The organism is Streptomyces sp. NPDC007162 (assembly GCF_040634175.1).
GTDB lineage: Bacteria > Actinomycetota > Actinomycetes > Streptomycetales > Streptomycetaceae > Streptomyces.
This window is the reverse complement of the sequence record NZ_JBEYFC010000548.1, coordinates 1-5639: the sequence shown is the minus strand read 5'-3', so window position 1 is coordinate 5639 and position 5639 is coordinate 1. Positions and strand designations below refer to the sequence as shown.

Sequence of the window (5639 nt, the reverse complement as noted above, 5' to 3'; positions counted from 1 at the left end):
CCTGGACCACGTACAACTTCTCCGCGCTGTGGGTCGGCATGGCCCACAACACGGCGTCCTGGACCCTGGCCTCCGGGCTGATCGCGGTCGGCATGGACTGGAAACAGGCCGTGTTCACCATCGCCCTGGCCAATCTCGTCGTCCTCGTGCCGATGCTGCTCACCGGGCACGCCGGACCCAAGTACGGCATCCCCTTCCCGGTCTTCGCACGCGCCTCCTTCGGGGTGCGCGGCGCCAACCTCCCCGCCGTCGTGAGGGCGTTGGTGGCCTGCGGCTGGTTCGGCATCCAGACCTGGATCGGCGGCGAGGCGATCTACTTCCTCGCCGGCAAGCTGATCGGCGACAGCTGGGCGAACGCCTCGCACATCGGCGGCTACGCCTGGACCATGTGGCTGTCGTTCGCCCTCTTCTGGGTGCTTCAGGTCGCGATCATCTACCGGGGCATGGACACCATCCGCCGCTTCGAGAACTGGGCCGCGCCCTTCGTCCTCGTCGGCGCCTTCGTGATGCTGATCTGGATGAGCCACAAGGCCGGCGGCCTCGGCCCGCTCTTCGACCAGCCCTCCAAGCTGGGCTGGGGCGGCGGCTTCTGGAAGATCTTCTGGCCCTCGCTCATGGGCATGATCGGCTTCTGGTCCACGTTGTCCCTGAACATCCCCGACTTCACCCGGTACGGCAGGAGCCAGAAGGCGCAGACCCGCGGACAGGCCCTCGGCCTGCCCACCACGATGACCCTGTTCGCCTTCCTCTCCGTCCTGGTGACCTCCGGGTCGCAGGCCGTCTACGGGCAGCCGGTCTGGGACCCGGTCCAACTGGCCGCCAAGACCGACAACGTGGTGGGTCTGCTCTACGCCCTGGTCACCGTCCTGGTCGCGACCCTGTCCGTGAACATCGCCGCCAACCTGGTCTCGCCCGCCTTCGACTTCTCCAACATCGCGCCCAGGAAGATCAGTTTCCGCACCGGCGCACTGATCACGTCGGTCCTCGCGGTGCTGATCTTCCCGTGGAAGCTGTACTCCGACCCGCAGGGCTACATCTTCACCTGGCTCGGGCTGGTCGGCGGTCTGCTCGGCACGGTCGCCGGCATCCTCATCGCCGACTACTGGCTGCTGCGCCGCACCCGCCTGGACCTCACCGACCTGTACCGCACGGGCGGCCGGTACTGGTACGACGGGGGCTGGAACTGGCGGGCGGTCGTCGCCTTCCTCACCGGCGGCATCCTCGCGATCGGCGGGGCCAGCTTCAAACCGCTGATCGACGGCCGGCCCGTCCCGGCACTGTCCCCGCTCGCCGACTACGGCTGGGCGGTCGGCCTCGGCACGTCGCTGGTGCTGTACCTGGCGCTGACCCGGCTGGTGCCGCCCAGGGAGTCCTGACGAGTGACGCGCGAAGGGCAGCCGGGCCCGTCGGCTACTGGCTGCCCTTCAGCGCGGTCACCGCGCTCTTCGCGGCCTTGATGGCGCCCTTGTTGATCTCGTCCGTGTCCGGCGCCTTCTTGTTCTCGAAGTCGCTGCCGTTGTAGGTGACGATCACCAGCGCGTTGGAGACCTGGGCCATCACCACGCCCTCGCGGGTCTGCTGTTTGTCCTCGGTGGTCAGGTTCACCACGGAGTAGCCGTTGTCCCCGAGCCCCGGCACCGCCCCGCCGCCGCTCTTCTCGGCGACCCGGTCCTGGTACTCCTTCGCGGCCGCCGCGTCGGAGTCCATGATCTCGAAGGAGACGTCGAGCCAGCGGTAGTCGTACCCCTTGAGCGCGTTCCAGGAGCAGGTGCGGCGCAGCTTGGTGTCCGTGGAGGGGATCTCCTTGCCGGCCGTCTTGGCGCCGGGCACCAGCGACGTCACGGTGGCCGCGGGGATGGAGCCGCAGGGGGCGGGGGAGGTGGCGTACGTCTTCGTCGCGGCCGCCCCGGTCGTCGAGGACGACGACGGGGCGTCGCCCGTCGACTGGCCGGCCGACTGCTTGGTCGTGTCACCTGAGGTACCGGCTGTCGCCGTCGTGTCGGGACCCGACGCCATCGCCCAGCCCGCACAGGCGAGCACGGCGACCGGCGTCAGGCGCGCGGTGAGGGCGAGCGGCAGTGGAAGAGATCGCAAGTCGCACTTCTCGCTGGGGACGGGGTGCGGAGGAGTCCACACTGTGGACGGGACGCCAGTCTCACACGACTCCCTGTGGGGTGGAAGTGGAATCGGTGCCTTGCCTGTGAGGCTGGTGTGGTGCCTTGTCGACCTCCTCCGACGGCCGTCCCGTACATCCGGAATGTCGTGCGGACCGGGTCCCTGTACATCCGGAATGTCGTGACTGCGGCGGGCGGTCGAAGGTGACCGGAGTCACCGTCGGTCGCGCGAGTTGCCGAAGAGCAGCCGGTAGCAGATGAGGAGGACCAGGGAGCCGGCGATCGCGGCGCCCCAGGTGTAGAGGTCGAAGAAGTGCTTCTCCACCGGGCGGTCGAGGAAGCGGGCGGAGAGCCAGCCGCCGACGAAGGCACCCGCGATGCCGATCAGGGTGGTGCCGATCAGGCCGCCCGGGTCGCGTCCGGGCAGCAGGATCTTGGCGATGGCTCCGGCGAGGAGGCCGAGGATGATCCAGCCGATGATGCCCACGTTGGTTGTCCTCCCGGTACGGGGTGGTGCCCTGCTGACTTGCCTTGTTGCGCAAGCTTAGGAACTGTCGCGGGCGTCCGGGGTGCCTGCTGCCGAGCCGTCGATGGACTGTCACCCGCTCATGACAATGCGGGGGACGTGTGGCGGACTTCGCGGGGAGGCCGTCACCGGGCCGGTGACCGCACGCCTACACTGAGTGGGCGTCCGTGCCGGAGCTGTGACGGGAGGGAGTGGGCTGTGGGGGAGAACGCCGGTGGCTTCATGGACCCTTCCGACGGGGTGCTCACCGAGGCGGCAGCGGTGTTCGGGCTGCTCGCCTCACCGGCCCGACTGCACCTGATGTGGGCGCTCTCGCAGGGCGAGAGCGATGTGACGTGCCTCGCCGACCGCGTCGGCGGCGCGCTGCCCGCGGTCAGCCAGCACCTGGCCAAGCTCAAGCTGGCCGGTCTGGTGCGCTCCCGCCGTGAGGGGCGGCGGCAGATCTACTACGTCGACGACCCGGATATCGTGACCGTCGTACGGGTGGCCGTCGGCCAGCTGACGGCTCGCTCGGGGCAGGTTCCGGCGCCCGTGCGCCGACTGCGCGAGGCGGGTGTCTGAGCGCGCCGGATCGTACGTGCGTATGAGGGGTGACGGAATGGGCGTGCCGGAGGTTCCATGACATCCCTCACCTGTGAATTCAGCTGGGCTCCGTGCTGTCCGGGCTGTGGGTTTGTTAGATTGCGCAATCACGCAACCCAAAAGGGCCCGGCTCGGGGCTGCCCGTGCCCCGCCGCGGCCGCCCGGCCGTACCCGCCGACGGACCCGACCGTTCATGGGAGTGGAAGATGACCGACCCGTGGGACGGCCCGGGAGGCCAGGCCACACGCCGCCGTACCGACCAGGTGCCCGGCCAGCGTGGTGCCCTGCCCGACGGGACACGGCCGACCGGAGGCCGGGCCGCGGCCCGGCAGGCGGCCAAGTCCCGCGGCGGAGGCGGCGGAAGCAGGGGCTCCCGGCGTGCCAGGCCGGCCGGGCGCGGCAAGCGGGTACTGAAGATCATCGGCCTGTGCACGGCGGTCCTGGTGCTGGTCACCGCGGGCGCGGGCTGGTGGTTCTACCAGCACCTCAACGGCAACATCAACAGCGTCTCCCTCGACGGCAAGGGCGGCACGGAGAAGGCCGACGCGTTCGGCCGGACCCCGATCAACATCCTGGTGATCGGCTCCGACGGCCGTACCAGCAAGGCGGACTGCAAGCTCGGCGGCGGCTGTTCGCAGACCGGCGTCCAGACCGGCAACGGCAACGCGGACGTCGAGATGGTGGTGCACATAGCCGCCGACCGCTCCAACGCGACCGTCATGAGCATTCCCCGGGACACCATGGTCAACGTCCCGGCCTGCAAGGACGCCGCGAGCGGCCAGTCCACCTCCGGCTACTACGGCCAGGTCAACAGCGCCCTCGAGTACGGTCCCGCCTGCCAGGTCGACACCATCCACCAGCTCACCGGCATCCCCATCGACCACTTCGTCAAGCTGGACTTCTCCGGCGTGGTCAAGATGTCCGACGCGGTCGGCGGCGTCTCCGTGTGCGTCAACGACAACGTGTACGACACCTACTCGCACCTGAAGCTCTCCAAGGGCACCCACACCCTCAAAGGCCAGGCGGCACTGGAGTTCGTCCGCTCCCGGCACGGCTTCGGCGACGGCAGCGACCTCGGCCGTACCGTCTCCCAGCACCTCTTCCTCAGCGCCATGATCCGCAAGTTCAAGAGCGCGGGTACGCTCACCGACCCCACCGCCGTCTACAACCTCGCCGACGCGGCCACCAAGGCGCTCACCGTGGACGACGGCCTCGGCAGCGTCAAGAAGCTGATCTCGCTCGCGGCCGACGTGAACAAGGTCCCCACCAAGCGGATGACCTTCACCACCATGCAGACCGCACCCGACCCGACCAACAGCAACCGGGTGGTGGTGGGCTCGGGCGCCAAGGACCTGTTCGCCACCATGGCCAACGACCAGTCGCTGACCACCAGTTCGGGCAAGAAGTCGTCGGCGGCCGAGGCGACCGCGAAGCCCTCGGCCACCACCGCGTCCGTCCCCGCCGCCCAGATCGCCGTGACCGTCGAGAACGGCACCACCATCACCGGCCGGGCCTCCGCGATCGCCACCTACCTGATCTCGCAGGGCTTCAGCACCCGCACCACCACCGCCAACGCACCGAGCTCGGCGACCACGACCAGCGTGACCTACGGCTCCGGCGACAAGGGCGAGGCGGCGACCGTCGCCAAGGCCCTGGGCGTGCCCGGCTCGCACGTCAAGCAGGGCACCGGAACCGGCGTCGTGCTGGTCATCGGCAGCGACTGGACGAGCGGCACCAGTTTCCCGGCCACCTCGGGCGACACCAAGGCAGCCGTCTCCAACGCCAACGCCTCGACCGCCGACGACTCCAAGACCTGCGCCAAGGTCAGCCAGTACAAGACGGTCAGCCTCAACGGCGTGCCGATGACCCCGGCCCAGGCGTACGCGGCGGCGCGGAGCAAGCCCGACTCGGACCAGTGAGGCGGGTGCCCGCCGCGGCGGGCAAAGACCGTGAGAGATCGTGCGGCGGAGGATTGCGCGCGCGGCGACCATGAAAGCATGTAGCTGCCAGGCAGTTCGGGCGGTGCCCGCTCGGCAGCCTCTGTTCGGGCAGCACACAGCGGTCGGTCGCGCGAGCAACGAGGTGAGAGATGCAGTTCACCACCCGCCCCACCCTCCAGGGCACCTTCGGCATGGTGTCGTCCACGCACTGGCTGGCCTCCCAGTCGGCGATGGCGGTCCTGGAGACCGGCGGCAACGCCTATGACGCAGCCGTCGCCGGAGCGTTCGTCCTGCACGTGGTGGAGCCGCACCTCAACGGGCCGGCCGGCGAGGTGCCGATCCTGCTCGCCCCGGCCGGCGGCGAGGTGCGGGTGCTGTGCGGGCAGGGCGTGGCCCCGGCCGGCGCCACCGCCTTCGACGACGACACCTTCGACGCCATGTATCTGGTGACCGCACTGGGCGAGATCCCGGAACCAC

At 69.6% G+C, this 5639-nt stretch carries 6 protein-coding genes; 4 read left to right on the top strand and 2 right to left on the bottom strand.

Features of this window, described 5'->3' with window-relative positions; genetic code table 11:
* A partial coding sequence (locus tag ABZ646_RS38765) for an NCS1 family nucleobase:cation symporter-1 (protein ID WP_360530062.1) occupies positions 1-1376 on the top strand: 1376 nt, incomplete at its 5' end.
* 34 nt (positions 1377-1410) lie between these two features.
* Here ABZ646_RS38765 and ABZ646_RS38760 read toward each other — a convergent pair.
* Complete coding sequence (locus ABZ646_RS38760) at positions 1411-2094, bottom strand: hypothetical protein (RefSeq protein WP_360530059.1); 684 nt, start codon at positions 2092-2094, stop codon at positions 1411-1413.
* 234 nt (positions 2095-2328) lie between these two features.
* A complete protein-coding gene (locus tag ABZ646_RS38755; protein WP_360530056.1) occupies positions 2329-2601 on the bottom strand; it encodes a GlsB/YeaQ/YmgE family stress response membrane protein in 273 nt (90 codons plus the stop codon).
* A gap of 237 nt (positions 2602-2838) precedes the next feature.
* On the opposite strand from ABZ646_RS38755, the gene ABZ646_RS38750 reads away from it, so the two are divergent.
* From ABZ646_RS38750 to ABZ646_RS38740, 3 genes are all read left to right on the top strand, one after another.
* Positions 2839-3201, top strand: coding sequence for a metalloregulator ArsR/SmtB family transcription factor (locus tag ABZ646_RS38750; RefSeq protein WP_360530053.1), 363 nt, complete (start codon positions 2839-2841; stop codon positions 3199-3201).
* A gap of 227 nt (positions 3202-3428) precedes the next feature.
* A complete protein-coding gene (locus ABZ646_RS38745) occupies positions 3429-5141 on the top strand; it encodes an LCP family protein (RefSeq protein ID WP_360530050.1) in 1713 nt (570 codons plus the stop codon).
* Between the two features lie 170 nt (positions 5142-5311).
* Positions 5312-5639, top strand: a 328-nt coding sequence (locus tag ABZ646_RS38740) for a gamma-glutamyltransferase (RefSeq protein ID WP_360530047.1), incomplete at its 3' end; no start/stop codon positions are given.